Annotated in this window: 23 protein-coding genes and 1 pseudogene; 5 read left to right on the top strand and 19 right to left on the bottom strand. The window is 47.6% G+C overall.

Annotated features, from left to right (window positions below; genetic code table 11):
- Window positions 1–5: 5 nt before the first annotated feature.
- The 6 genes from HP399_RS07090 to HP399_RS07065 all read right to left on the bottom strand — a co-directional run bounded on the left by HP399_RS07090 (window position 6) and on the right by HP399_RS07065 (window position 7282).
- Window positions 6–899, bottom strand: a complete 894-nt coding sequence (locus HP399_RS07090) for an AEC family transporter (protein ID WP_173620598.1) — start codon at window positions 897–899, stop codon at window positions 6–8.
- A gap of 12 nt (window positions 900–911) precedes the next feature.
- The gene (locus tag HP399_RS07085; protein WP_173620599.1) at window positions 912–1877 is read right to left on the bottom strand and encodes a carbohydrate kinase family protein; all 966 of its coding nucleotides are present in this window, start codon (window positions 1875–1877) and stop codon (window positions 912–914) included.
- Between the two features lie 191 nt (window positions 1878–2068).
- Window positions 2069–3052, bottom strand: a complete 984-nt coding sequence (locus HP399_RS07080) for a glutaminase (protein WP_217367864.1) — start codon at window positions 3050–3052, stop codon at window positions 2069–2071.
- 19 nt (window positions 3053–3071) lie between these two features.
- Window positions 3072–4493 carry a M20 family metallopeptidase gene (locus HP399_RS07075; protein WP_173620600.1) on the bottom strand — a complete coding sequence of 474 codons (1422 nt, stop codon included), beginning with the start codon at window positions 4491–4493 and terminating at the stop codon, window positions 3072–3074.
- A gap of 25 nt (window positions 4494–4518) precedes the next feature.
- Complete coding sequence (locus tag HP399_RS07070; RefSeq protein WP_173620601.1) at window positions 4519–5748, bottom strand: MFS transporter; 1230 nt, start codon at window positions 5746–5748, stop codon at window positions 4519–4521.
- Between the two features lie 235 nt (window positions 5749–5983).
- Entirely contained in the window at window positions 5984–7282 is a 1299-nt protein-coding gene (locus HP399_RS07065) for a hypothetical protein (RefSeq protein ID WP_173620613.1), read from the bottom strand.
- 171 nt (window positions 7283–7453) lie between these two features.
- On the opposite strand from HP399_RS07065, the gene HP399_RS07060 reads away from it, so the two are divergent.
- Entirely contained in the window at window positions 7454–7978 is a 525-nt protein-coding gene (locus HP399_RS07060) for a DinB family protein (protein WP_173620602.1), read from the top strand.
- A 189-nt stretch (window positions 7979–8167) separates the two neighbouring features.
- Window positions 8168–9421: an MFS transporter gene (locus HP399_RS07055; RefSeq protein ID WP_173620603.1), complete on the top strand. Its 1254-nt coding sequence runs from the start codon at window positions 8168–8170 to the stop codon at window positions 9419–9421.
- 78 nt (window positions 9422–9499) lie between these two features.
- Here the strand turns inward: HP399_RS07055 and HP399_RS07050 are convergent, their stop codons facing one another.
- Window positions 9500–10504 carry a D-cysteate sulfo-lyase gene (locus HP399_RS07050; protein WP_173620604.1) on the bottom strand — a complete coding sequence of 335 codons (1005 nt, stop codon included), beginning with the start codon at window positions 10502–10504 and terminating at the stop codon, window positions 9500–9502.
- Between the two features lie 138 nt (window positions 10505–10642).
- On the opposite strand from HP399_RS07050, the gene HP399_RS07045 reads away from it, so the two are divergent.
- A complete protein-coding gene (locus HP399_RS07045) occupies window positions 10643–10846 on the top strand; it encodes a YgaP family membrane protein (protein WP_173620605.1) in 204 nt (67 codons plus the stop codon).
- 155 nt (window positions 10847–11001) lie between these two features.
- On the opposite strand, the gene HP399_RS07040 is transcribed toward HP399_RS07045, so the two are convergent.
- The 10 genes and pseudogenes from HP399_RS07040 to HP399_RS06995 form a co-directional block, all read right to left on the bottom strand.
- The gene (locus tag HP399_RS07040; protein ID WP_173620606.1) at window positions 11002–11628 is read right to left on the bottom strand and encodes a DUF3267 domain-containing protein; all 627 of its coding nucleotides are present in this window, start codon (window positions 11626–11628) and stop codon (window positions 11002–11004) included.
- A gap of 139 nt (window positions 11629–11767) precedes the next feature.
- A pseudogene (locus HP399_RS07035) lies at window positions 11768–12925 on the bottom strand (IS3 family transposase).
- A gap of 129 nt (window positions 12926–13054) precedes the next feature.
- Window positions 13055–13990 (bottom strand): cation diffusion facilitator family transporter, encoded by a 936-nt coding sequence (locus HP399_RS07030; protein ID WP_173616439.1) that lies wholly within the window; start codon window positions 13988–13990, stop codon window positions 13055–13057.
- A gap of 174 nt (window positions 13991–14164) precedes the next feature.
- Window positions 14165–15079, bottom strand: a complete 915-nt coding sequence (gene murQ / locus HP399_RS07025) for an N-acetylmuramic acid 6-phosphate etherase (protein ID WP_173616440.1) — start codon at window positions 15077–15079, stop codon at window positions 14165–14167.
- Window positions 15080–15117: 38 nt separating this feature from the next.
- On the bottom strand, window positions 15118–16731 hold the full coding sequence (locus tag HP399_RS07020; RefSeq protein ID WP_173616441.1) for a glycoside hydrolase family 3 protein: 1614 nt from the start codon (window positions 16729–16731) through the stop codon (window positions 15118–15120).
- 30 nt (window positions 16732–16761) lie between these two features.
- On the bottom strand, window positions 16762–17724 hold the full coding sequence (locus HP399_RS07015; protein WP_173616442.1) for a GNAT family N-acetyltransferase: 963 nt from the start codon (window positions 17722–17724) through the stop codon (window positions 16762–16764).
- A 23-nt stretch (window positions 17725–17747) separates the two neighbouring features.
- On the bottom strand, window positions 17748–18575 hold the full coding sequence (locus HP399_RS07010) for a carbohydrate ABC transporter permease (RefSeq protein WP_173616443.1): 828 nt from the start codon (window positions 18573–18575) through the stop codon (window positions 17748–17750).
- Window positions 18576–18592: 17 nt separating this feature from the next.
- Window positions 18593–19540 (bottom strand): carbohydrate ABC transporter permease, encoded by a 948-nt coding sequence (locus HP399_RS07005; RefSeq protein WP_173616444.1) that lies wholly within the window; start codon window positions 19538–19540, stop codon window positions 18593–18595.
- Between the two features lie 29 nt (window positions 19541–19569).
- Complete coding sequence (locus HP399_RS07000; RefSeq protein WP_173616445.1) at window positions 19570–20901, bottom strand: ABC transporter substrate-binding protein; 1332 nt, start codon at window positions 20899–20901, stop codon at window positions 19570–19572.
- A gap of 168 nt (window positions 20902–21069) precedes the next feature.
- Window positions 21070–21915 carry a MurR/RpiR family transcriptional regulator gene (locus HP399_RS06995; protein ID WP_173616978.1) on the bottom strand — a complete coding sequence of 282 codons (846 nt, stop codon included), beginning with the start codon at window positions 21913–21915 and terminating at the stop codon, window positions 21070–21072.
- 274 nt (window positions 21916–22189) lie between these two features.
- On the opposite strand from HP399_RS06995, the gene HP399_RS06990 reads away from it, so the two are divergent.
- A complete protein-coding gene (locus HP399_RS06990; RefSeq protein ID WP_173616446.1) occupies window positions 22190–22837 on the top strand; it encodes a hypothetical protein in 648 nt (215 codons plus the stop codon).
- Window positions 22838–23001: 164 nt separating this feature from the next.
- Window positions 23002–23601 (top strand): undecaprenyl-diphosphatase, encoded by a 600-nt coding sequence (locus tag HP399_RS06985; RefSeq protein ID WP_173616447.1) that lies wholly within the window; start codon window positions 23002–23004, stop codon window positions 23599–23601.
- A 96-nt stretch (window positions 23602–23697) separates the two neighbouring features.
- Here HP399_RS06985 and HP399_RS06980 read toward each other — a convergent pair whose 3' ends face one another.
- The gene (locus HP399_RS06980; RefSeq protein WP_173616448.1) at window positions 23698–24099 is read right to left on the bottom strand and encodes a DUF4183 domain-containing protein; all 402 of its coding nucleotides are present in this window, start codon (window positions 24097–24099) and stop codon (window positions 23698–23700) included.
- A gap of 107 nt (window positions 24100–24206) precedes the next feature.
- The gene (locus HP399_RS06975; protein WP_173616449.1) at window positions 24207–24491 is read right to left on the bottom strand and encodes a DUF4183 domain-containing protein; all 285 of its coding nucleotides are present in this window, start codon (window positions 24489–24491) and stop codon (window positions 24207–24209) included.
- Between the last annotated feature and the right edge of the window lie 146 nt (window positions 24492–24637).

The following is a 24637-nucleotide window of genomic DNA, read 5'->3' as shown; positions in this document are numbered from 1 at the left end:
CCTCATTAGTGCAAAATGTTCAGCAAAAACGTTAATGTACCTATACTGATAAGCGTCGTAACCAACACGCTGCTGGAGACGAATTGTGGTCGCATGTTGAATTGGATCGCATAGATCGCAGTCGTTGCGGCAGAAGGCATGGCTGCCAGAACGACCAACACCTTTTGCAGAAGCGGATCAATCGGGAAAAACAGACAGATGAGGTACGCCAAAAGTGGTGACGCCACCAACCGAATGACACTCGCAGCACTGAGTCCCTGCCACTCTAGCGCTTTGGTAGATACATTGGCGAGCTGCATGCCCAAGATGAGCATCACAACCGGAATCGCCGCCTGTGCAACGAGATCAATCGCCTGGTAATAGCTTTGCGGGATGACGATTTGCAGCTGTTGTAGCAAAATCGCGAGAACCACAGCGTAATTGGACGGCTGCTTGAAGATCGCCTTGATGGCCGTCCCCATCCCATTCCCGCCTCGGGAGGCAAAATACACGCCGAATACACCCATCATGATCGAGTGGAAAACCATGATTTGCACCGCATACGTAAAGCCAGCCTCTCCGAAGGCAAACAAAATAATCGGCGTCCCGTAGTTGCCACTGTTCATGAAGGCGGTCGCGAGCATCAGTGCGCTTTCCTGTTGTTTGTCGTATTTGAACAATCGTGCCGTCAACTGCGTGATCACAACGAGAGCAGCCAGCAAGAGCAGCGAAATCACAACGATATAAAATAATTGCAAGTCGAGCTGTGTTTTGTAAAAGGTACGAAAGACGAGCGCCGTCGACAAAATGTAAATCGCCAGGGAAGAGATCGGCTTCAAGTCCATTTTGAAAATGCGCTGCAAAATATATCCGCTAAGAAAAATGAGCAGGACAGGCAGGATGACTTCCACAAAAATCATGATTCTTCCCTCCTACCGTGCTGCTTCCATGAAGCTTTTGACCTCAGACAGTGTAGGCATGGCGGGAATGGCACCTGATCTCGTTGTCGTGAGCGCACCTGCGGAATTAGCAAAGCGCACCATGTCCTCTAACGTGGCTTGTGGGATATCCAGCATACTTTCCCCCGCCTCAAGAAGTTGATAGAGCAGCGCGCCCACAAACGCGTCTCCCGCTCCAGTCGTATCGATCGCGGTTACTGGAAATCCATCGACTGTACCGAAATGATTTTGTGTGCGGTAAAAACACCCCTCTTCCCCCAACGTGACAAAAACAGCTTGCAGATCATATTGCGCAAGCATCCACGCTGTCGCTTCCACAACATCCTCGCTCCCCATGAGAAAAGCCAGCTCTTCCTCTGACAGCTTGACGATATCAGCCTGCGCCATTCCTTTGAGAGCCATAGCCTTCGCTTCCTCCAGATCCCCCCATAAGGACGCTCGAATATTCGGGTCAAAGGAAAGGAGTCGCTTATGCTTTTTCGCGTACTCGACGGCTTTCCAGGTTGCTGATCTGGCTGGCTCATGCGTCAAGGACAACGTACCGAAATGAAAAATGTCTGCCTGTGCAATTAGCGCCTCGTTCACGTCTTGTTCCCGCAGCATCATGTCTGCACCCGGATTGCGGTAAAAGTGAAAAGAACGATCGCCTGTCTCATCGAGATGGACAAAAGCCAACGTCGTAGGCGCTTCCTCCGTGAGTACGAGCCCTTCTGTGCCAATATTCTGTCTGATCAAGGTCTGTTGCAAAAAACGCCCAAACACATCGTTTCCCACCGCACCGATAAAGGAAGTCCGCTTCCCAAAGCGCGACAGAGCGGCAAGTACATTGGCAGGCGCTCCTCCAGGGTTTTGCTCAAATGCAGCGCTGTCCGGCTTTTCCTTCTGCTGTACAGGTGTAAAATCAATCAATAACTCGCCACATGCAACCACTTCTATCATGTTGATTTCCCCCGATGACCGTGATAGTTCCAGTATGTCACAGGTTCTTTTTTTTGCCAATGAAAGCCAGCAGCTGTATGCGGATGTTTCCCTTTGGTAAAATCAAGAAACGAGGTGATTCGCTGTGAAAAGGAATGTAAAAGAAATGGCTAAAGATCCAGACATGATCTGTGATCTCTAGCCATTTCTTTTTAATAGATCGTCAAATCCCACGCACTTGCCATATGCTTGAGCAGTGCTACCCCAGCTACGCTATTTCCGTACTGGTCAATAGCAGGACCATACACACCGATTCCGCAGCCGCCAGCAAAAGGCAGCTCCCCAGAGCGCCCACGCGGAGGGACGGCAGCCATAATACCTCCTGACACGCCGCTTTTCGCTGGCACGCCCACAAAAGCAGCGAAATTACCGGAAGCGTTGTACATGCCGCATGTAACCATCAGTGCTTTGATTACGCGAGCCAGCTCTTTGCCGAAAAGCTGTTCCTTGCCTATCGGATCATACCCATCATGCGCTAGGATCAAGCCGATTTTCGCGATGTCCTCTGCCGTTACCTCCAGGGAGCATTGCCGGATGTACACATCCAAAGCATCCTCTACCGGACAAGCCAAAAAGCCAGTAGCTGCGAGATAGTAGGCGAGGGAACGATTGCGGTTAGCCGTTTGCCACTCGGAGTGATACACTTCCTCGTTGATCTGATGCTTGCGTCCTGTCATGCGCTCGACCATGTCTTGAAAGAAGCGAAATTTTTCCTGGACTCCGTTCCCCTGCAACAAGGAAGAAACCGTAATGGCTCCTGCATTGATCATCGGATTAAAAGGTCTTCCCGGCTTGTGCATTTCCAGCCGAACCATCGAATCAAATGCGTCTCCCGTAGGCTCTACATCCACCTGCTCCAATACATTCGCAATCCCGTGGTGCGTACATGCTGCGAGAAAGCTGATGACTTTGGAAATGCTTTGCAAGGTGAAAGGAGCATCGTAGTTGCCTCCCCTGCTGATTTGTCCATCTGGTCCCATCACACAAATCCCTAGCTGTGTTGGGTCAGCCTCTTTCAAAGCAGGGATATAAGCAGCGCATTTGCCCTTGCTGGACTCCCCGCGATATTGCTCGATCCATTGTTCCAAGCAGTCTGTTTCGATCGTTCTTGTTTGCTGCGCCACTTGACTAACCAACTTCCTTTTCACCCTCGATTTAAGCTTTTTGAGGTGGTTGAACATCGTCAGGAATGAGCGAGAAATATTCTTCTCCTTCCAAACGTTCCTGCAATTCGGCTTTTGCCTGTTCGATCAGCGCAGGGTTTTCCATTGCCTCGATCGCTGTAGCAGCCATGACTTTGCCTGCTTGCAGCATCCCTTTGTGTGCGATTGGCATGGCCCCTTGCGAGACGACCTGCCACGTATGGAAAGGCGTACCTAGTGCCCAGCATGTCGTCATGCATTGCATCGTCGGTACTTGCCAGCTGACATCTCCCACATCCGTAGACCCAGCAAGCGTAAACTCGTGCGTAGAAAGTGGTCCGATCACATCCGCAATCGCGTTGTCCTTCAGTTGCTTCGCTGTTTCACGATCCAAACCGAACAACGAAGCTCTCATATCCTCAGCTGTTAACGTTGCCTGAATTTGTTTGGCATATTGCTGATCTGCTTCATCGTACGTAGGCACGCCGACTTCAACCAGATTTTTGTGCATGAGCTTCGCTAATACCGTATTCGGCACGAGATCAGAAGCTGTACCTTCAAACACTGCTTCCATGGTGGTTCCCGTCATCAAGGCGGCTCCCCGTGCGATATTGTAGACTCTTTCATACAGTTCCTGCACTTGCTGCTTTTTCGGAGCGCGAATCAAGTATACGACCTCCGCAAACGGCTGGACAACGTTTGGCGAAATTCCGCCTGTATTCGTAATCGCGTAGTGAACCCGTGCTTCCGGAATCATATGCTCTCTCATATAGTTCACGCCTACGTTCATCAGTTCCACGGCATCCAAGGCACTGCGTCCCAAATGCGGAGCGGCGGCTGCATGCGCGCTTTTTCCTTGAAACTGAAAACGAACAGAGTAATTCGCAAGAGAACTGATGTTCATGATGCTTGGCGCTGTCGCAGGGTGCCAGGAGAGTGCAAAATCTACGTCAGCAAATACGCCGGCTCTTGCCAAATACGCTTTTCCAGAGCCCGCTTCTTCTGCTGGGCACCCATAGTAGCGAACTGTACCTTGAAAGCCTGTTTGCTCCATGTAATCCTTGATGCCAACCGCTGCTGCCAACGCTCCAGCACCTAAGAGATTATGTCCGCATCCATGCCCATGACCGTCAGTCACAATCGGATCATGGTTGATTGCGCCTTTTTTCTGGCTCAAGCCTGCCAGCGCATCATACTCGCCCAGGATGGCCACGACGGGCTTCCCGCTTCCGAAGCTGGCAACAAAGCCTGTACCCAGTCCAGCGATCCCTTTCTCCACTTCAAAGCCCTCTGCTACCAACGCTTGACACAAGTACTCGGCAGAGCGATGCTCCTCGAAGTAAATCTCTGGCGTTTCCCAAATTTTATCGCTAACGCGAATAAACGCGTCTCTTTTTTGTTCAATTAACGCAGAAATGATCTCGGTTCTGTTCATTTCATACGCTCCTTTCTCTAGTTGTTCAGGCGGATGCACTGTCGGTGTTTTGCTTCAACAGCTCGCCTTTTTCATAGTTCAATGATAGTAGTGCGCCAATGCAAATGACCGCGAAGCCGATCAGCATCCAGAACGCTGCATCAAATGAACCGTTAAACGCTTCTACGATAAAACCAATAGCCATTGGCGTGATAAAGCCAGCCAGCTGTCCACCTGTATTCACGATGCCCATCCCCGTTCCCGCTATGGCAGCCGGAAGATTTTTCAGGACAACAGACGGCAACAGAATGATCACAAAGGAAAGGAACAGTGACACAATCGCTTGGTACGTAATAAACATCGTCACGCTCGATGCAGTAAACATGAAGTACAAGAGGACCGCGACTACCACACAGGAGAAACTACCAATAATTTTTTCGCGACCTTTTGGCAGCTTGTCCAGTACATAGCCACTCACATAAATACCGACCAACGTAGCGAAGCCTGGGATCGTTTGCAGCCAGCCGAGTGAAATCATATCCAGTCCGCGTACCTTGCTCAAGTAAGTTGGCATCCAGGTTACGAGGCCCCAGTTTACTGCATAAATGCTAAAGTAAGCGATTAACAGACTCCAAAGCAGCGGTGTTTTAAACAGCATAGCCACTGAGGTTTTTGATTGATCGGAGCCAGTTGTATTTGTTGCAGATTCTGCTTGTGGAAGTTTAATATAACGCCAGAACAGGAAAGCAATGATGGCTCCAATAGCTCCAATGACGACGAACATCGTTCGCCAGCCCATGGTTTGAATCATCCAAACGGATAAAATCGGGGAGAAAAGTCCAACAATGGCACTAGAGGAGAGCATCACGGACATGGCTCGCGAGCGTTCCTTGACAGGAAAGATGGTAGCGATAATCTTCGAGCTGGCTGGTTGGAAGCCACCTTCGCCGATTCCGAACAGAAAACGGATGAGAATCATTGAAGCCATAGACCAAGCGGCTCCGGTCAGTCCCGTAAAAATAGACCACATGACAACAGAAACGATGAGTACTTTTCTGGAACCAAATCGGTCTGCCAGCCATCCTCCAGGCATTTGCATGAGTGCATAACCAGCAAAAAAGCTACTGAGCAATAATCCCGTGGATGATGCACTAAGCTGCAAGTCTTCTGTGATCGACAAAATGGCATAGTTCATGACGTATCGATCCAGGTTCCCTAATGCCCAGCCCAAAAACAGTAACGCTAAAATCCAGTTTCTCGTGCGTGCTGATACCATATGTGTGGATACCTCCTTCTAGATGCATTACTAAGCTAGTCTTTCATTTTGGCGAAAGCGCATTCATCTCGTTCGATGACTGACTATCCGCGCAACTATGGTCCAGCCTTCTTAATTACCGCATATATTGCGACATGTCGTTATATATACATTACGAAATGTTGAGACTATTGGCAACGGTTTTTTTTAACATTTCGATTTCTCTGCAATGAAAAAAGCACCCGTAACAGGGTGCTTACAAAAGTCGGTATCGTTTGATGGGTCTTCCTCGCGTTGATTGCGATTCCTCCCCTGAGCTTTCCGCCAGCTCAACGGCACACAAATCCGCGACGATTCGCTGTGCATTTCGCTCGCTCATTTGCAAATATTTGGCCAGGTCCTTTGTCGTGAAATCGGTCCAACCCATTTTTTGCAGCAAGGCATCGAGCTTTTTATAGCTTTTGACGCTGATGTTCCCCTTTTTCAGCTTTTCCAAAACCTCATCATCGTCGGCACGATACGAGTAGATGAGCTCCTCTTCCTGACCGACCCACTCCACGATCGTTCCGTCATCCTGAATCATGACAATATCTCGCGCTGCTTTTTCCTTCGATTGGCGCAGCGCACGATGGGCATTCATCTCAGCTGCAAAAGCCGTCTCTCCAAAACCGATTCCGACAGCGACCGTCGTATCTGCTTCCTTCGCCAAAAACTCTACTGTGTTTTGCAAGGTAGGAATCTCTCTGTGAATCGTCCCGCGCGTGCTGAAGATGACATATCGGCCATTCCCCTGCTCCAGAAGTGATCCGTCCACTTGCTCGCACAGCTTGATCAACGCTTGCTTTATACGCAGCTCCAAATATTGCAAATGATACGGGGTCTTTGCGCTTTCCTTGATTCTGTCAAATTGCTCGACCTCAATCATCTCGATCCCGATCTGTGTATCCTTGAAATACGACGTCCGCACTTTCTCGACAAACACGCGTACTGTTTGCTGGATTTCCATATGGCTGGGCGAGATCCAATAGGCTGGGATACCTGCTTCTACTAGTGCTTGATAAACGGTCGGATAGCAGGTCATGGCAGCGTCTGTCTTTTTCTCCTTCCATAGCGCAAGATGAAAATCTAGCAGCTCCTGCGGATCGATCGTAGCTTCGAACGTCTTCATATACATATCGCTCACAGAGATGTTGATCCTGTGCAGGGAATCTTCCATGAATTTGGTGGATAAAAGCATATCGATGCTGACGCGATCGATTAATTTCCGATGAGTGTAGACCATTTCCAGAAAGCCTTTATAGATGCTGGACTCCGTCGGGTAAATATGCTCCATCCGCGTGTCGTCATCCAATGCTTGCCGGGCAATTAAGTACGGAATCGGTCCGGAAAAAAGCCAATGATCTACGTACTGATCATTTTCCAAGACGATTTTTTCTGTCTCTTTTGTCTCTGTATACGGATACGGAACAAAATTCATTCCTTCCTCGAATTCCTTTGCAACCGCAAGAATCCTTTCTACCGATTGCTTGGGACCAACCACGCCGATTTTAAACATCCATCTATCAACCTCTGCGTTTCTATTTAGACGAGCCTTGCTTACGACCATTCTATACGTATTCACGCAAACAAATCCACCCTTCTCCAAACAAAATGGGCAGGACTACGCAAAACGAAAGAGAAATGTTGGGAGAATACTACGGGTTTCCATACCGAAAGGAGTCGTACGATGAATTTTAATCTGAAACAAGCGATTGAGGTTCTGGAGCGTACACCGCAAACATTGGAGTATTTTTTAGTGGGCTTATCGGATGGATGGTTGCAAAACAACGAAGGGGATACAACGTGGAATGCCACCGAAGTAATCGAGCACTTGATCCAGGCTGAAAAAACGAATTGGCTCCCACGGCTCGAAATGATTCTTCAGGATGGGGAAAACAAACCCTTTCCTCCTTTTGACCGTTTCGCTCACTTACACGAGGCTTCCGAAAGGTCGTTCGCACAAAAGCTCCAGGAATTCAAAACACTTCGAACAGAAAATCTCGTAAAACTACAAGCACTCGTAGAACTGGAAAAGAATCTCGAATTAACAGGGATACACCCTGCATTTGGCGTAGTCAAGGCACGAGAGCTGCTCTCTACATGGGTGGTTCACGATTTAACCCACATGGCGCAGATCGTACGGGTCTTGGCCAAGCGGTACACGGCGGATGTTGGACCTTGGCGGGAATATTTAGGTATCTTGAATAAATAACGTGGTTCTCCATATTGCTGACTTAAGAAAAAAGTGATACGATTTATGGTATAAGATTCCATAAAAGAGCTCTCGGAACTTCCCGGAGCCTGATTATTGATGAAGGGTGACCCTCGTGAATAATCAGGCTCCTTTATGTTTGTAATAGGGCTGCTCATCTAGCCTATTATGGAAAAGGGAGTGACGAGAGTGAACGAGATTTTTCGCAATCGCAATTTTCGCAAGCTGTTTCTTTCCAATTTGTTTTCAGGCTTTGGCCAGGGGATGACCATGATCGGGATATCTTGGTATTTGGTAGAATCCACAGGCTCAGCCAGCCTACTTGGTTCCACCATGCTTCTCTCCTCAATAATGACACTGCTCATCGGACCTTATTTTGGTACATTGATCGACCGCTTTTCCCGCAAGGCCATTCTACAGCTGGAACAGCTAGGAGGCTTCTCGGTTCTCGCTCTTGTAACAGCTTGGGGTTTTTGGGGGACTTATCAAGCGTGGATGATGGTACTCGTTTTTTTGGCGTCGATGTTCATGTTTCAGGTTCACGAACCTACACAGTCAGCCTTCATACAGGAAACCTTTGAGCAAAAGCACTACAATGTGATCAATTCTACCCTGGAAATTCAAAACCAGACTGCTTTGGTCCTCGCAGGAGCTTTCGCAGGTTTGCTATTGGGGAAATACGGACTACATATAGTGCTGATCCTTAACACTTTGACCTATCTGATCGCTTTTCTCTCCTTAACCGGAATCGATTATGTGTTTACACAAGAGAAACAAGTAGAAAAATCCCTCCAAACATCCTGGGTGTCACAATTTCAACAAAGCTGGGTCTATATCAAAGAAAAACGAGGATTTATCGTATTCGGAATTGCTGCGCTGATACCATTCCTCGCCGTTATGCTGACGAACCTGCTTAACCCTATCTTTGTTAGCCAAGTTTTGGGGGAAGATGTCGCGATCTATTCCATGGGAGAGGTTACGTATTCCATAGGCGCAGTCGTGGCGGGATTTCTTCTTACCTGGTTTCGTGGAAAAATCGGTCCTTTTCCTTATATGGTAGGGAATTTCATCTTGATGGCGATTGCTCTTGTAATGATCGTTGTGATCCCAATGGGCTCGGTTTTTGTGTTGCTCTCTGCGTTTATGGGCTGGTGCAATGTATCAACCAGACTGATCCGTCAGACCATCTATATGGAACTGCTACCTAATCGTTTTATGGGCAGGGTCCTGAGCTTCTTTCGGTCGATTGGTACATGCATGAGGCTGTTATTACTCGCTCTATTTACTCTCATGCTAGATTCAACCGGCGCATCAGTCGGTTACCTTGTATTGGCAGGTCTTTTAATAACGGCCACACTAGGAATCGTCTTTTCCATGCGTATGCTGATGCAGCAGGTAGACACCCCCGATGTTGTGGCAGACCAAGGCACTGTGAAGCACTAAGTCTGTCAGCTTTCCTATAAAAAGACAGCGGTAGCTATGGACGTGTACGTACATCCTAGACTACCGCTGCCTGCTACGCTATTTGGATGACAAAAACAACTGTGGAACCGTATATAGTGCCGGGGAACCACCCGTATGCAGGAACAATACGTGATCACTCTTGGTAAAATGCCCTTCGCGAATGAAGCCGATCAACCCTGCCATCGCCTTTCCGGAATAGACAGGATCTAGCAAAATCCCTTCTGTCCGAGCGATCAGCTGAACGGCTTCAATCATGCCATCCGTCGGAATCGCATAGCCTGGCCCGACAAATCTGTCGTCGCAAACCACAGCTTCTGCCCGTATGTCCCCTTGCAAACCGATCCGTGCAGCTGTACTGCGCAGCAACCCCATCACCTTTGCTTCTTGTGCAGCACGATCTCGGCTGACATTGATCCCGATTACTTTTGTGTTGGACTGGCGCGCCATAAAACCGGCAAGCAGACCGGCTTGCGTACCGCCACTTCCCGTTGCCGTCACGACATAATCGTACGGAGTCGTCGTTTCCCAAGCCTGCTGCTCGATTTCCTCCGCACACGCCATGTACCCCAAAGACCCGACTTCATTGGAGCCTCCTACCGGGATCAGATATGGTTTTCTGCCTTGTTTTCGCAGACTTTCTGCGAGCTCTTCCATAGCTGCAAGCAAATCTGCCTCTGCGGGAATGACCTCGATTTTTTCTGCTCCGAGCAAGTGGAACAACAGATGATTGCCACTCGCTTGCGGTTGGTACTCGCCCGTCTCAGGCGCGGACAGCACGAGCTGGCAGTGCAGACCTTCGCGAACTGCCGCCGCCAGAGTCAACCGGCAGTGATTGGATTGGACAGCTCCACATGTAATCAACGTGTCTGCCCCTTGCTCGATTGCCTCCGCCACTAAATACTCCAGCTTTCGCGTCTTGTTTCCCCCTGCTGTCAAGCCAAGCATGTCGTCTCGCTTGATAGAAATGCTCGGTCCGCCTAACTCCTTGGACAGTCGCTCCAGCCTTTCGATCGGTGTATGACCCTGCGTGTACTTTCTGCGATGGTAACGGATTTGGTTCATGCTTTTCTTCCCTTCTGCTTGGCGTTTGTTATGGGACGGAAAAATCTTTACGTTATGTGACTTTGTTACATGCAGCCAAAAAGTACTCCGGTACAATAAGTCTCATCAATCACAAACACCATAACCGGAGGGATAAGAATGAAAAACGTCGGTCGTTTTGATCAAATGTTTCGTATCGTTACTGGGTTAGCCTTTCTGTCCTTGTTCTTCTTTCTGGAAGGAGGCTACCAATACCTTTCGTTGATGGGCATTCCGCTCCTGTATACAGCCTTGACCAAACAATGCTTCTTCTATCGTATCTTTGGGATTAACTCTTGCCAACTTCCTTCGCAAAAATCGTAAGTTTCTCAATTGATCTTATCTCTTATGAATATCCAAACAGAAGCAACTGTAAAGAAGACAAAAGGATGGGGCGGCTGGTTAATCTGGCCGACCATTATTGTCGTTCTCAGCCCACTACCTTGCTTGCATCCTGTTCGCCATCCTCATGCTTGGGGCTATCCATGCCCATCTTTTTCGGGGGCTTTCCAATACGTCTTTTGTCCGTTACTGATCAAGATTGCCTGTTTCGGAACTTGCTTCATCACTAGGAAAAGATTCAGCATATCGACTGATGAAGCGATTGCGTTTATCAAAACCAAAAATTTAAACATGGTAGTGAACAGCCCCAATAAACCTAGAAGAAATGGTAACATAACCGAAAGGATAACGAATGGGGCGATGGTAATCAGTATGTATCTTGCTTTTGGAATCTTTTCTTCCGTTGCTACAAACCCTCCAAACAAGGTAAGCCCTATCCATGTTTTTTCTGATCTCATGAAATTGGGGATAAAAATCAAATGCAAGCATTCATGAAAAATAACCAAGGCAAGTAAGAAGAAAATCACACCGAAGTCAATGGATATGGATAGAGAGCCGGATGTCAGTCCAAATTCCTGAAAGGTTAATGGCGAAAAAATAAGGATGATCCCAATGGCGATGAGTGCATTGATCAGCATGAAAGGAATCGATAAAAGAGTGGCCATGCCCAAACTCTGTGGTTCATTCAGTGGAACCCATTCATTTTTCATCAACTCGACATGTACATTTTCATGATACTGGGGCAGTTTGGTTGTGATTCTCATAAAAAACCTCCTTCCTTTCTATTTAGACGTTCACCCTATGTATTCAGTTTCTTTGCGGGGAAGTAAATAAAAAATGCTATCTCCTGAGCTTCGGGACTGACCCCCGTTTCTAGGACAGGGATCAAAACACCTTACAAGTTTAAGCAGCCAGTCCTCGGAATTCAACCGGCGACTGGTTGTTTAGTTTCGTTTGAATACGAATTGAGTTATAGTAGGTAATATAATCTCGAATGGTTTGTACAACGATTGCCGTCGTTGTACTTGTAAGGCCTTCGAGATAGAACGTTTCTGACTTTAGCGTGGAATGAAACGATTCGATTGGGGCATTATCAGCGGGCATTATCAGCGGGCATTCCCTTGCGGGACATGCTCATGGTAATGCCTTTTCCTTTAACTGCTTCTTGGTAAGCTTGAGACGTGTATACGCTACCCTGATCACTATGTAGCATCATTCCTGGTCGATTAGGAAGTTGATTCAATGTATCTAAGACAAACGAAGTGTCTTGTTTATCTGCTATGGAGTAAGCAACAATCTCCCCGTTGTATAAATCTAAGATGCTTGATAAGTACAACATTTTCCCACCAAACGGCAAATATGTAATATCCGTCACTAACTTTTGCAACGGAGCTTCGGCATGAAATTGACGTTGTAGTAGATGCTCAGCTGATTGTGAAGGTTGTCCCGTTGGTTTACGTTTCTTGATGCGTACTCGACATTGCAGTTGTTCCGCTTGCATAATCCTCTGCACACGCTTGTGATTAATTAGCTGTTCATTCCGAAGGAGTGCCGTGATCTTTCGATAGCCATAGCGGAATTTATGTAGGGAACATAGCTCCCGAATCTTTTCAATTATGAGATCCTTCGGTTTCGTTTTAAACACCGACTTCCATCGATAATAGGTGGATCGGGCAATACCCAACCAAGCGCAAGCTTGAGTAATAGTTACTTCTCCTCTGATGGAGTCCATCCATTTGACCACGCTTTTAGGTGACACCTCCTTTCCAACTCCTTGTACTTTTTTAACACGTCCAGTTGTTGTTTCAAAAATCGATTTTCTGCTTTCACTTTCTCAAGCTCTGAAGTGTACTCAGGGCCTTTGCCAAAGCTATATTGTTTGCCAACAGGTTGTTCTAGTCGATGAAGTTCACCCTCTCGATACCACTTCATCCAGACCTTTAACTGAGTCACATTGCGGATTCCGAGTCTCTCCATAACCTCCTTCACTGGAACACCTGCCAACCTCATTTGAATCGCCTGCTTCTTAACTTCTACTGGGTAACTCACTCTAGTTGTCAATGCAAAAACACCTCCAAGATTGTCCCCATATCTTACGACATGGTTTAGTTCTCTTGAAGGTGTTTTGATTTGTCTCACTTTAAGGGGTCAGTCCCCTTCCTTGGAGACTAGCCTTTTTCTCATGGTCATTTATGCTTGCTGAAGCAAAAACTGCTTGCCATATTCCCCGTGATCCAAAATCGTCGGGTGCTCGATCTGAATCGTCGAATGGTCAATTCCGTACTTCGTTTGCAAAATGTGATTAATCGCCAGAATGACACAATACGGCTGGATGCCTTCACGAACGAACACATGCGCTGTCAGGGAGTAATGTTCCGTGGATACCGCCCACAGGTGCAGCTCATGAACATCCTCCACGCCCTCTACTTCACTGAGGTCCTGACGGATTTGCTCGAGATCAAACTGCTCTGGAACAGATTCCATCAACACGAGCAGCGACTCACGAATGATTTTGGCACCACCTGTAAAAATAATTCCCCCAATCACCATGCTGATCAACGGGTCGAACAAGTAGTAGCCTGTCATGTAAATGAGAATTGCTGACGTAATCACACCGACGGAGCTGAGCAAATCTCCAATAAAGTGCCACAACGCGCTTTTTACATTGAGGTTGTCTTCTTCCTTCATACTGCGGGAAAGTACGATGGTCAGCACGATGTTTACAACCAAACCGATGGATGCAATGGTCAGCATCAACTGCAAATCAACGTCTTGCGGATTGATCATCCGTTTGATCCCTTCAATCACAATCCCGATCGAAATTACAGCAAGAGCCAAGCCATTCAAGAACGAAGCAATAATTTCAAAACGGAGAAATCCGAACGTGTACTTCTTAGTCGGCTTACGTGTCGCCATATAAATAGCGGTCATACTCAACCCTAAAGCAAAGACGTCAGAAATCATATGGGCGGAGTCGGACAGGAGCGCGAGTGAATTGGACATCAAGCCTCCCACAACCTCCACGATCGTAAAAAACAACGTCAATAGGAGCGTAATCCACAATGTTTTCTTCGATGTTTGCTGTTCTTTCACATGATCAAGATGGTGAAAATCACCCTTTTTCATACGTATCACCTCTGTCCATTCAAATTATAGAAATTACAATATAAGAATTAATGTAATCATATCCTCTTTTCCGCCAATATTCAAATGAACATTTTATGGATCATACAAGTGATTTTCATTACCAGTTGTGTCGTACCAAGACAAAAAAAGCCTCATCCAAAAGGATTAGGCTGATCATTCCTGATTGTGATTCCCTTCCAAAATCCGTCGAATATTGCCCTTATACTGGGTGAGCAAACGGCTTGCGTCCTCTGCTGGCAACCCGGTCTTTTGCATCACGATCGCCAGTTTTGCGTCACCGTCTGCCTTGTGCAACAGTACGTCTGCCTCATCGGTAGAGACATTGGTCGCTTCTGCCACGATTTGTTTTGCCCGTTCCTTCAGTTTCTCATTGGTTACCTGCACATTGACCATCAAATTTTTGTACACTTTCCCCAACCGTACCATGCAGCCGGTTGTAATCATATTGAGAACCATCTTCTGCGCCGTCGCTGCTTTTAGGCGAGTCGATCCGGTCACCACCTCTGGCCCTACTACCACATTTATCGCTACATCCACACCTTGGCTGATTTGCGCCATCTGGTTGCAGGACAACGAAATGACTTTTGCCTGCTGCCTTCTTGCTTCCGCCAATGCTCCGATGACATAGGGTGTCCGACCACTCGCCGCAATTCCTACCACGGCATCCCCTGCCTTTACGCCATAGGCAATCACATCTTCTCTGCCGTTCTGCTCCACGTCTTCGGCTCCTTCGACTGCCCTGACGATAGCTTTTTCCCCGCCGGCTATGATTCCCTGCACCAATGAGGGGTCCGTCCCAAAGGTTGGGGGGCATTCAGCAGCATCGAGCAAGCCCAATCTCCCACTCGTTCCCGCTCCAAAGTAAAAGAGTCTTCCGCCGTTTTCCAGACATTCTGCGATCAAGTCAACGGCGGCTGCAATCGAAGCCAGCTCCTTTTCAACGGCAAACGCAACTGTTTTATCCTCTTCATTCATAATCTGGACAATCTCCATGGTAGAGAATTTATCCAGCTCTTCCGTATTCCAATTTCTTGTTTCTGTCGTTAAATCACGCAGGTGAAACTTCATCCAGTTACCTCCCACCCATCTACACTCATCTTCTCTTTCTACCCCACACCATGCTGCTTTTTCTCCGTTGGAAACAGGCTGACCGGAAGATGTCCAGCGGCCTTTCGTTCCCCGAACAAAATGTCTGCCACAAGCTCTATGGCATGGTACGTATGGTCGTAAACGGCGAGATACGCATCAACCTCTGGCATTACCAAGAGATCATACGGGTTTCGCAGAGCGACAGCCACGACCCTTTTCCCCTGTTGAATTAGCCGATTCAATAGCAGCGATTGGCCTTTAAAGATATGGGCATTGTACGTAAAAACGACGATTTGCTCCGTGGCTGACATCAGATTCGCCACCATCTCCTCTTCATCTTCTGTCGGGTTGAGCGTCGACATCATATGGTATTCAACTTCACGATATTTTCTCAATGGTGCGACCAAATCGCCTAAAGCTGCTTGCCCATCCTCTGCCAACGTAAGGTTAGCGATCCCCGGAAAAATCACACCGAGCGGTTGCGTGCTTCTCTGTAAAGGAAGCAGCTGATGTTCATTTTTCACCAAGGTTATGGCTTGAGCGAGCGCACTTCTCGCCATATCTGCATGCTGAATACGGTCAAAGGAAGGGCCTTTTGCTCGCAAGCAATGCTCCCAGGAAAGAAATCGTTTCTTTAATTGAAGCACGCGATTTACCGCTTCGTTGACCCGCTCATCTGACAGCTCCCCCGAATGAATGGCCGCAACGAGGCGATCATACGTTTTTTGCTGAACTTCATGCGTGTGGGAAACCAGCACAAGATCGATCCCAGCCTGCACACAACGCACCGCCGCTTCTGGAACCCCGATGGTACCCGCGATAGCGGCCATTTCCATACAATCCGTAATTGCGACCCCATCAAAACCGAGCGACTCACGCAAAATTCCCGTCACGATCTCTTTGGAATACGTAGCAGGAGAACCCGACTCATCCATACTAGGTAAACTGATGTGTCCAACCATCACCATGGGGACTCCTGCCGCGATACTGCGCTGGAATGGAACCAACTCAACCTGATCCAGTCGCGTCCGATCATGCCCAAGCACAGGAACGGCTTCATGAGAATCGATGCTCGTATCGCCATGACCGGGGAAGTGCTTGATAGAGGGAATGACACCACTCGCAAGCAGGCCTTGAATGGCGGCCTCACCAAACCGCGCCACCTGCTCTGGCGCTTCTCCAAAAGACCGCACCCCAATGACCGGATTGTCCGCATTGTTGTTCACATCGACCGTCGGGGCGAAATTGACTGAAATCCCTGCTGCACGTAGCTCCTCACCTGTTGCCTGGTAGATGCGCTTGGCTTGATCGAGATTGCCTGTCGCACCTAAAGCCATCGCTCCTGGAAAGCGCGTCGACCCTTTTTGTAGACGGGAGACCACGCCATTTTCCTGATCGGTCCCAATCAACAGCGGATAGGGATGACAAGACTCATACGCCCAGCTCTGAAGTTTCTGTACGCGCTGATAGGTCTCCTCCGGTGTCCCGATATTGCGGCTAAAAAGAATCACGTTGCCAATCTGTTTTTGTTTGATCCACGCTTCCATTTCTTCGGGAATATCCAACGTAGGGTACCCGATCATCAGCAGTTGCCCGACCTTTTGTTCCACTGTCATGTGTTCGGCTTGCATGGAATCCTCCTCCCTACCTATTTGCTCTTGTTAAGAGAATGCTTTGCCGTACTTCGCATACTGCTTCCAGCTGCGATACCCGAGCCTCGTATAAAAGTCGACCAGCGTCGTCCAATCGATGACAATGTTCGGAATACCGCGATTCCGCAACGCCACAATGCCCGCCTCCACAATCGCCAGTCCCAAGCCCCGTCCTCTATACTCCGCATCCACACCCAATGGACCGATGCCGCCCAGCCCATCTGCAAACAATGGTGCCCAGTATACGTTTTGGGCAACAAACGGAGAATCGGCATCATTGATCCGGCAAAAACCGACGATCTCACCGTGCAGCTCCACCACGACGAATTCGCGTCCGGTCCCTCCTCGGTGGAAATAGTGAATGGCTTCATACTCCCAGCGTCCGGGAAAGCATCGATGCAAGAAGGCTAAGAAGGCATCTTGGTCCTCCCTCGTCAACAGTCGAAAGCGGCCATCTGGTACCTCTGGCAATTCCAGCTCCGCTGGTTCGAGATACTGGCCTAACAGATCGTTCTCCAACCGATCCTCCGAGTGATACCCTTGTCTCTCAAACCACACTTTTACGTCCGCAGATTCATCGGGTATGCCCGGGAAATAATGATACGGATCGCGCCCCAGCAAGACCTTTTCCACCCCTTGCTCTCGCAACGCATTCTCAGCCCTTGCCAGCAATTCACGCCCGACCCCTTGCCCGCGATGTGCGGTAGACACGAGTAAGACCTGTATCCAGCCAATGCCTTTTCCCAATTGAATGTCGAGCTTTTCCTGCCAGCATTTGGCCACGACAAAACCGACAGGACGCTGCGTCACAGCATCTATCGCAATCCACGACCCAGCTTTGACTACATTCTGATCCTCGAAGCTGTTTTGCCGCATGAGCCCAGACCGCATGGGAAAGCGATCACCCAACTCCTGATTCCACAGCTCGCACAGAGCGTCCGCATATAAATCGTCCCAAGGTACGTATTGCATCGGATGCTAGCCTCCTTTACGCCCTATTTCAATCCAGAAGTTTTGGAGCCTTCCACAAAATATTTCTCCGCAAACAAGAACACGATCAAAATCGGGATCAAGCTGATTAAGGCCCCTGCTACCAGCAGTTGATCCTCTGTCTTGTACTGACCGCTCAAAGACAAAATCCCGATCGGCAGCGTAAAGTTCTCATCCGAAATGAGATAAATGACTGGCGCCAAAATCTCATTCCACTTCCCCATAAACGTAAAGACCGCCAGTGTTGCCAAGGAAGGCTTGCACATCGGCAAAAACACCCGCCAGTAAATCTGGAACGGATTGCAGCCATCCAGCTTTGCCGCTTCCTCATAATCCTTCGGGATATTTAAAAATGCTTGCCTCATTAAAAAAATGGCAAACGGCTGTCCGAGCCACTCCAATAGCCAAAGCGGAGCCAACGTATCGAGCAGTCCCAAATTTTTAAAGATAATAAACTGCGGGATAATCGTGACGATCCCCGGGATCATCATCGTTCCCAGCACGATCATGAACAGCGTGTCGCGGAAAGGAAAGCGCAGCCTGGCAAAAGCAAAGGCAATCATCGAGCTGGACAATAAGGCCCCGATAACCGAAAGAATCGCGACAATCAGACTATTGATCGTATAGCTGCTAAAATTCGCCTGTTCCCACACGGTTGTATAGTTGCTCCACTGTGCTGGATTTGGCAGCCATTCTGGCGGAAATTGCATGTACTGCTTGTAAGTTTTCAGCGAGTTAAACACAGTTGTCAAAAACGGAACCAGCATAATCAACGCACTCGCTATGACAAACAGGTATCCAAAGATTTTATTTAGAGGGAAACGCTTTTGCATGGCTACCTCCTTGCCTCTTAATCATAATGAACCCATTTCTTTTGCAGCTTGAATTGGATGAGCGTAATGGCAAGCAGGATGAGGAACAACACCCACGCGATAGCAGAGGCATAGCCCATTTTGAAAAAGCTAAATGCTTGGCGGAACATGAAGAGCATCAGGACGAGGCTGGCGTTGTTGGCACCACCTGTCGAGCCTGCCTCCGTAGAGGCCCCGGTCATGACAAAAATCTGCTCGAAGTTTTGGAAGGAGTAAATCGTGTTCAAGATGACGACCAGAAACGTCGTGCCGGAAATCATCGGGACCGTCACCCGCCAAAACTTTTGCCAAGCGTTTGCTCCATCAATCGAGGCTGCCTCGTACATATCAGAAGAAATTCCTTGCAGTCCAGCGAGAAAAATAATCATCATGTAGCCGACTGACTTCCAGATGGCGATGAGAACCAAGACCGGGATGACCCAGAATTCATCAATCAGCCAGTTTTGCGGAGCTAGCCCAAGTTTAGACAGAAAAGCATTGGCAAAACCGATCCGCTGGTTAAACACCGCATCCGCTACATACACGATCACCGTCCATGAGGAGATGACCGGCAAAAAGTGAACCATCCTGAAAAATTTCAAGCCCCTCAGCTTTTGATTCAGGGCCACCGCTAACAGCAACGCCAAAAATGTTTTGGCCGGAACGTACAGGATCGTAAAATAGACCGTATTCCATAACGCGCGATAAAACAGCGGGTCTTCAAACAGCTTTGCATAGTTGTCCAAGCCAGTCCATTTAGGCGGATTTAAAATATCGTAGTCCGAAAAACTGAAGTACAATGACGCGACCGATGTTCCCACAACGAATACGAGAAAGTGGATGAGATAAGGGGAGACCAGGAGCAGTCCCCATCTCCCCTCGCTATCCAACCATTTTCTCTTTTTCTCAGCAGGCTTCGCCTGTTGCTTGGTTTGCAGCTCTAACATGGTTGGCACACATCCTCACTGATTGATGACTACTGCTTCTTGAAGAAGTCATCCAGAACTTTTTGAATGCCTTCGTCTGTTTTCGTGATGAATTCATCCGTTCCGTATTTATCCATGAACAGTTCCGCCAGATTATCCGTGAACACCTTCACCCATTCGGTAAAGACAGCATTGGTATCAATCGTGCCCGCGAACTCCAAGGTGTCGAGGAAGACTTTTTTGTTTTCTGGCTTCGTGGCTGGGTTTAGGAACATCTCGGAATTCGCCACTGATTTTTTCACTGGAATGGCTTCCCCTACTTCTGTCCATTCTTTTTGTGCTTCATCTGATGTCGTCCAGTAGGTGATCCATTCTTTAGCGGCCTTGACCTTCTGCTCCTCTGCCTTTTTGTTGATGACCCATGAGTTGGCAATTACGGGTGCGAAGCGTTTGCCGTCCGGTCCTTTTGGCATAGGAGCGACATCGTAATTCAACCCTGCACCATTCATCGAGGTTGTTGCTGCGTAAATATCGATTTGCATCGCCACAGCCCCGCTCAAAAACGCTTTGAAGTTGCTTTGGAACGCCTTCAAATCAGCCGGATTCGGGAATAGCTTACGCTGCATACCGTCGACCATCCACTCGACCGCTTTTTTGTTCTCCGAGCTGTTGATAATCGATTTTTTCAACGTCGGGTCCAATACCCCGCCACCATACGCTTTCAAAATGTTAAATGCGCCGCGTGAGCTACCGAAAAACGCGAAACTGTACTGCTTCACTGATTTTTTGTCAAAAGCAGGATCGTCTGCATTTTTCCCGTTGGCATCGAGAGTCAGCTTGACGGAAGCCGCCTTCACATCATCCCAGGTCCAGTCAGCCGTAGGGTATGGTACGCCCGCTTTGTCGAACAAATCCTTGTTGTAGAAAAGGGCTCCGACTTGGATGCCCTGCGGCACTCCCCAATACTTCCCATCTGAGTCTTTGTTGAATTCCAGACCGTTGAGCTCCTCTTTATTGATTTCTTTCGTGACGTAGTCGGTGATGTCGAGAATCGCGCCGCGTTGGGCGTAGCCAAATACTTTTGTCCCGTCGCTCTGCCATAGATCAGGCGCATTCCCGGCCGCGATCTGAGTCGTCAGCTTTTGATAGAAGTCATCATAAGGAGCCGTCATTGTTTTAATTTTGATGTGTGGATGTGATTGTTCGAATTTTGCAATAATTTCTTCCATCTTTTTCTTCGTAGGTGGATCAGAGCTGTAGCCCATATACAATTCGACTTTGTCCCCCTGCTGTGTGGAGGACTGACTACTACATCCGGAAATAAGCAATGCCGCGGCTAAGCCTATCAAACCAAGTACTGAGAGAAACCTTCTCTTTTTCATGGAAAACCTCCCCAATTGCATGAAGTAAAAAACTTGCATAGCTAACGATATTTCCAAACGCCTAACGTACTACTAGCCACATGTGGGCACTTTGAAAATAAGCTCTTTACTGACTGATAAGGATAAAAGGATAAAGGCAGGATTTTGTGTATGCTAAGGAGGATTTGCTTATTTGTATTGCTCCCGAACAGCTTTACGCGTCTGGCGCAAGTACGCAGCAGAAACATCGTAATTTTTGGCAGCAACACCTCTAAACAAGATGTCGATCACATTGAGTTGTGCGATTCGTGAGGAAGTGGCGGCACTGCGTTCATCCGCTTCTGTTGAAAACGTGGTTAAGTGAATATCCACGCATTCCGCCAAGGAGTTTGTGCCGTATTTGGTAATGCCGATGGTCACAGCTCCAGATTTGTGGGCTTGTTTCATCGTGGTTATGATCTGTGAGGTTTCCCCCGAATTCGAGATACCGACTGCCACATCACCAGCCGTCAAGGTGACTGCCGAAGTAAGCTGCAAGTGGGAATCCGAATGGGCCGTGCACATTTTATTGATGCGCAAAAATTTATGTTGGGCATCCTGGGCAACCAATTGCGAAGCACCCACTCCGTAAAAATCAATTCGAGTGGCTCGGAACAGCTCACCAATCGCCTTCTCCACCGCTTCTGTATCCAAAATTTTGATCGTTTCTCGCAAAGAGAGGATGTTGTTGAGCGAAACCGATTCAATCAAAGTGTACATATCAGCATCGGGAAGAATCTCTTTGTATTCATCCTGAGCGGTAGACGATTGCAGATCACCGGCTATTCTGATTTTCAACTCCTGAAAACCATCTACACCGATACTTTTGCACATGCGTATGATGGCAGCTTGGCTAGATTCGCTTCTTTCCGCGAGTTCCTTGATGGAAAGACGAATCACCTCATCCGGATTGGCTAAAATGTAATGCGCCGCGTTTTGTTCAGAACGCTTGATATTGTGCAATGATTCGCGGATGCGCAGCAACCCGCCATTCAACACGATACCACCCCTTTCGTCCACAAATTTGTTAAGCGCTTACATTCAAGTGTGACTTTGGCAAATCATTACATATTTTGTATTATAGACACTTGAAATAAAATATCAATATGAATTGTCAGATTTGAAATAAAATTTCAAAACTATTTTTCGACACTTTCTCCCTTCCTTCGTCCTGTAATAAATTTTTCACAATTTTTACAGTTACTTATACGAATCTCTTTCCGTATTAATCCATGTACACCCAATTAACCAATAATGGGGATGATCCAAAATGACCAAGCGTAAGGCACTCGCATTCACCCTGATAGCGGCACTCCTTTTGCCAAACACACCTGTTCTGTTAAACGAAGCAGCAGCCTCTTCCTACAAAGCGAAAGCAACTGTAACTGCGACCAAGTTAGAAGAGCTTTCCATAAAAGATCTGAATCAAAAAGCAAAAGCGACTGTGAATCACGTCAAAGAAGTCATCCCTGACCTGAAGAACTATCACATCACCTCCATCTTAAAAGAGAACGTCGTCACCACTTCGGGTCCCATCGAACGTCTGGAAGTGATCCTGTCGAGCACACCAGAGGGTACTACCCCAGAGTTCGGAGTTGTCCATGTAAACGCAAGTACAGGAGAGCTGATCAGCGTCGACATCCAAAACGGACTCCCCTCTTCGAAAGAAGTTTTAGGTGATGAGAAAGCGATCAAGAAAGGCAAGGAGCATCTCAAACTTTTGTTTGGAAAGCAAGCAGAAAAATATAAGTTCTCACAGATCCACTCCTCTACTGTCCAGGATAACAAGACACAGATTCTCGTGACTTACACTTCCCCGGATCATTACATCAACGTGACCATGGATTGTGTAGGAAAATTAAAGGCTGTCAAAAAAGACATCTACCCCAAAGCAGAATTAGATGGCAACAATAAATAATATGGACCTTTTGTCCAACTAAAAAGAGACGGTTCTGCCGTCTCTTTTTTGATGCTACGAAACCAACCTTACAACCCTGTAATATTTCGTAAGGTAAATCAATTTCCCATTTCTCTCCTATCGATTACGATTCTCCTGTTACATGTAAAGGGGGATCACCAAAAATGAATGGCATGGAAATCAACATTCACTATTTTCGCTTGATTAATGACTTGGGGAAAGAGTATCCGGCTCTCAACTCCGTGGCTTTTTACGTAGCAGAATATACGGTGTTTATTTTGGCGTTGAGTGCTTTGGTGTATTGGTTTACGAGAAAACATGAGAATCGCATCATGGTCGTTTGTGCGACGTTTACGTTTGTCATCGCCGAGCTATTCGGGAAAGTAGCCGGAAGCTTACATGCGAATAATCAGCCATTCGCAGAGCTTGCGAACGTCAATCAATTGGTACAAAAAGCGGTCGACAATTCGTTTCCCAGCGACCATACGATCCTGTTTTTTTCCTTTTGCATGACCTACTGGCTTTTTAGAAAGACGACGGGGCCACTCTGGATGCTGCTTGCTGCTTGTGTCGGGCTTTCTCGCATTTTGGTAGGCGTTCATTATCCAGCAGATGTCATTGTGGGTGCCCTGATCAGCATTGGGTCTGCCTTGGCCGTCTATATGATCGTACCGAGATTGAGTTTTGTCCATACTCTACTTGCTTTCTATGAAAAAGGAGAGCAAGCGATCTTGCCTGCCAAATCGAAGACGAGAGACTTTTAAGTATGTCGAGCCGATCATATCCCTGGTAGGGCACAACATGGAAGGAAAATGACATGTATGTATGACATGACCTTTTCCCATTATGGAACCAACCATTTATGAGACAATCATCTTGATGAACTGAAGAATAAGAGGAACTCCATGCACAGGAATGTCACTCAGAATCAACACTCCCGGCTGGACAACATATAAATTGGGAGGTTGTAGCATTCCATTGATGAATAGATTCACAACCGAAACTTCATTCGGGTCCAGAATGCCGGATGTACTAAAGGGCATGACCGCATCACTGTTGGTATACCTGTTTTTGACTCCATCTGAAATTGCCGTATACTGATAGGTTTCTGTTCGTATTAAACCAGGCGTACATGGACATGGGGGACAGGGAGGACACGTTGGGGAGGGTTTTACTGGAAAAATTCCGGGGCAACCTAATGGCGGGACGATTTGCAGACACTTTCTCCTCACTGGGTATGACTGTGTGACATTGCGCCTCATAAAATCACTCGTCCTTTCTCGAAGTGCTTCGACCGTTCACTCCGATTTACACATATGAGTGAACCCCAGGCACATACCATCCACCTGGGGCCACCATCCTATTCACCTTAGTTAACGACAAACTCGACAACTATGGGTGTACCACCGTTTTCGGCATTTCCATCTGGAATCGTGATTGCTGTCGTTGAGATTGTGGAAGTATTACCTGCCTGAAGCACTCCATTGACGTAGAGATTGTAAAATGCAAACGTACTAGGAAATGCTGTCGCAGCAGCGCCAGTGTCAGTGGTAAATGCAGTTGCTGCAATGGCAAACGCAGCACCAGTACCAGTTCCAGCACTCATCGTGGACGTAAATCTCAATGAGGTTAGATACGATTTAATAATCGGCACTTAGAACACCCCCTCCTCTATTTATTCCCTACTAGTTAATGATTGGTTTCTTCCGATTGAAACCGACAAATGACAGTAGGAACATGCACATTTTCCCTCGAAAGAATATAATTGGAAAACAAAATCACCCCCCCACTTTTACCAGT

The sequence above is a fragment of the Brevibacillus sp. DP1.3A genome (assembly GCF_013284245.2).
Lineage (GTDB): Bacteria > Bacillota > Bacilli > Brevibacillales > Brevibacillaceae > Brevibacillus.
The sequence above is the reverse complement of the archived record's forward strand: the minus strand, read 5'-3'. Positions and strand labels throughout refer to the sequence as shown.

What these genes read in the sequence shown, in the direction of transcription:
- HP399_RS07090 (WP_173620598.1), bottom strand. Translation starts at nt 899, where the DNA reads ATGATTTTTGTGGAAGTCATCCTGCCTGTCCTGCTCATTTTTCTTAGC.
- HP399_RS07085 (WP_173620599.1), bottom strand. Translation starts at nt 1,877, where the DNA reads ATGATAGAAGTGGTTGCATGTGGCGAGTTATTGATTGATTTTACACCT.
- HP399_RS07075 (WP_173620600.1), bottom strand. Translation starts at nt 4,493, where the DNA reads ATGAACAGAACCGAGATCATTTCTGCGTTAATTGAACAAAAAAGAGAC.
- HP399_RS07070 (WP_173620601.1), bottom strand. Translation starts at nt 5,748, where the DNA reads ATGGTATCAGCACGCACGAGAAACTGGATTTTAGCGTTACTGTTTTTG.
- HP399_RS07065 (WP_173620613.1), bottom strand. Translation starts at nt 7,282, where the DNA reads ATGTTTAAAATCGGCGTGGTTGGTCCCAAGCAATCGGTAGAAAGGATT.
- HP399_RS07060 (WP_173620602.1), top strand. Translation starts at nt 7,454, where the DNA reads ATGAATTTTAATCTGAAACAAGCGATTGAGGTTCTGGAGCGTACACCG.
- HP399_RS07050 (WP_173620604.1), bottom strand. Translation starts at nt 10,504, where the DNA reads ATGAACCAAATCCGTTACCATCGCAGAAAGTACACGCAGGGTCATACA.
- HP399_RS07045 (WP_173620605.1), top strand. Translation starts at nt 10,643, where the DNA reads ATGAAAAACGTCGGTCGTTTTGATCAAATGTTTCGTATCGTTACTGGG.
- HP399_RS07040 (WP_173620606.1), bottom strand. Translation starts at nt 11,628, where the DNA reads ATGAGAATCACAACCAAACTGCCCCAGTATCATGAAAATGTACATGTC.
- HP399_RS07030 (WP_173616439.1), bottom strand. Translation starts at nt 13,990, where the DNA reads ATGAAAAAGGGTGATTTTCACCATCTTGATCATGTGAAAGAACAGCAA.
- murQ (WP_173616440.1), bottom strand. Translation starts at nt 15,079, where the DNA reads ATGAAGTTTCACCTGCGTGATTTAACGACAGAAACAAGAAATTGGAAT.
- HP399_RS07020 (WP_173616441.1), bottom strand. Translation starts at nt 16,731, where the DNA reads ATGCAAGCCGAACACATGACAGTGGAACAAAAGGTCGGGCAACTGCTG.
- HP399_RS07015 (WP_173616442.1), bottom strand. Translation starts at nt 17,724, where the DNA reads ATGCAATACGTACCTTGGGACGATTTATATGCGGACGCTCTGTGCGAG.
- HP399_RS07010 (WP_173616443.1), bottom strand. Translation starts at nt 18,575, where the DNA reads ATGCAAAAGCGTTTCCCTCTAAATAAAATCTTTGGATACCTGTTTGTC.
- HP399_RS07005 (WP_173616444.1), bottom strand. Translation starts at nt 19,540, where the DNA reads ATGTTAGAGCTGCAAACCAAGCAACAGGCGAAGCCTGCTGAGAAAAAG.
- HP399_RS07000 (WP_173616445.1), bottom strand. Translation starts at nt 20,901, where the DNA reads ATGAAAAAGAGAAGGTTTCTCTCAGTACTTGGTTTGATAGGCTTAGCC.
- HP399_RS06990 (WP_173616446.1), top strand. Translation starts at nt 22,190, where the DNA reads ATGACCAAGCGTAAGGCACTCGCATTCACCCTGATAGCGGCACTCCTT.
- HP399_RS06985 (WP_173616447.1), top strand. Translation starts at nt 23,002, where the DNA reads ATGAATGGCATGGAAATCAACATTCACTATTTTCGCTTGATTAATGAC.
- HP399_RS06980 (WP_173616448.1), bottom strand. Translation starts at nt 24,099, where the DNA reads ATGAGGCGCAATGTCACACAGTCATACCCAGTGAGGAGAAAGTGTCTG.